This window comes from Bradyrhizobium sp. LeoA1Lang, from assembly GCF_055413685.1.
In genome coordinates, this window is the sequence record NZ_JBVAPG010000400.1 from 1 (window position 1) to 1,400 (window position 1,400).

The 1,400-nt window shown below is 53.2% G+C and carries 1 protein-coding gene; it reads right to left on the bottom strand.

Going from position 1 to position 1,400, the window contains the following annotated elements; translation table 11 throughout:
• Positions 1–319: 319 nt before the first annotated feature.
• Complete coding sequence (locus tag ACZYOF_RS43765) at positions 320–1,237, bottom strand: hypothetical protein (protein WP_463719590.1); 918 nt, start codon at positions 1,235–1,237, stop codon at positions 320–322.
• Between the last annotated feature and the right edge of the window lie 163 nt (positions 1,238–1,400).

Consider the following 1,400-nt stretch of genomic DNA (forward strand, 5'->3'; position numbering starts at 1 on the left):
CCAGCCGGTGTGATATCTCTCGTCATGGCGTTGCTCTCCTTTGTGGAATCAGCACCCCGAGCCTACCGGCTCAAGGTGGGCAACGCCGACCTCTTCAGTAATTCAACAGAACCCGGGACATCCCCCAGCTTGGAAGGTGCGCCGGGTTACTCTGCTAAGAATAACGGATGACTAGAGACAATGAGTTTATGCTTGATAGCGCTTGGCATTCCCTAGCAACGTTTGGGGGGCGTCTTGCAGAACGCCTGTGAATTCAGGGGCCAATAAGGCGACGGGCACGGCGTTCGGCTGAAGCGGTTTTTTGTTTGAGCGAAGGAATTCAATCGACGGCTTGCGGCCTCGTGGAGCTTCGCGCACTTTGAGGGAAGGCGGTACTAAGTTCGGCTACTATGTTGTGCTTAAGGGCCGCGAGCGGCTTCCCAACGAACTGCTCCATCCAAAGCCTTATATTATCGCTAACCGTGATCCGCCCTCCCGAAGACATCTCAATGCGTTTGCAAATGCGTCGGACATCCTCAGCCACAGTCAATGGCTCACCAATCGAATAGGCCGGGACTGCAACCCGCCGCCAAGGCATTCCCTTATCTTGTAAGTAATACCCCTCTAGGCTTGACGAGCACAGACAGATCAAAGTCAGCCTTCCATGGACTGCTTCGCGTATCTCGCGATAGAGGCGCTTTGATAAAGGCGCGAAGCCAGAGAAAACGACAACGCTTCCAGGGAAGGTCACCATCTCACCCATCGCGCGCGTCGAGATTTCTTTCCGTAGGCTCTGCGCAAACGCTCTTCGCATTTGCTCGTAATCACTCGGAGGGACACTAGCTCGTATGCGTTCGACTGCTGCTTGATTTGGCCTGAACGGGTATATCCCAATGTCATCCGATTTGTTGCTAGAGCGTAGCGCTTCAAAGAATGCCTTATCAAGAAATGCAGGATTCAGCTTGAAATTCCCTTTGGTGGCTTTGGAGTAGAACCACAAGAGCTTCATTCCCATTGCGTGCACATTGAAGCCTTCTCTCAGGTGGGATGCGTCGCCATAGTGCGCGCATATCCGCTTTGTGATAAGGTCTTGTTCAGCGGTAGTGTCGTAAAAGGCTAGCACGGGAGCGGAGCTTTCGGCCGCTGTGCTCACGATCTGGTTTAGTACCCAATCAGCATTTTGATAGCGCGAGACGGCCAGCAGTACATTATCAAAAGAACTCTTTGGTGCAGGCCCCGCCGCGTCGAGGCCGATCACTCGCTTACAGTTATCCTCGATAAGTCGGCTCCTTCTAGACTAGTACCCACTTTTCTTGGATCGTGAGTCGTGATTCAAGATATGGATGATCCCCGAAGCAAGAGAAGTCCACCTTTCGCGGAAAGATCGCAAGGTGCTTGAGGCGTGTTGTCGCTCGCCGGTG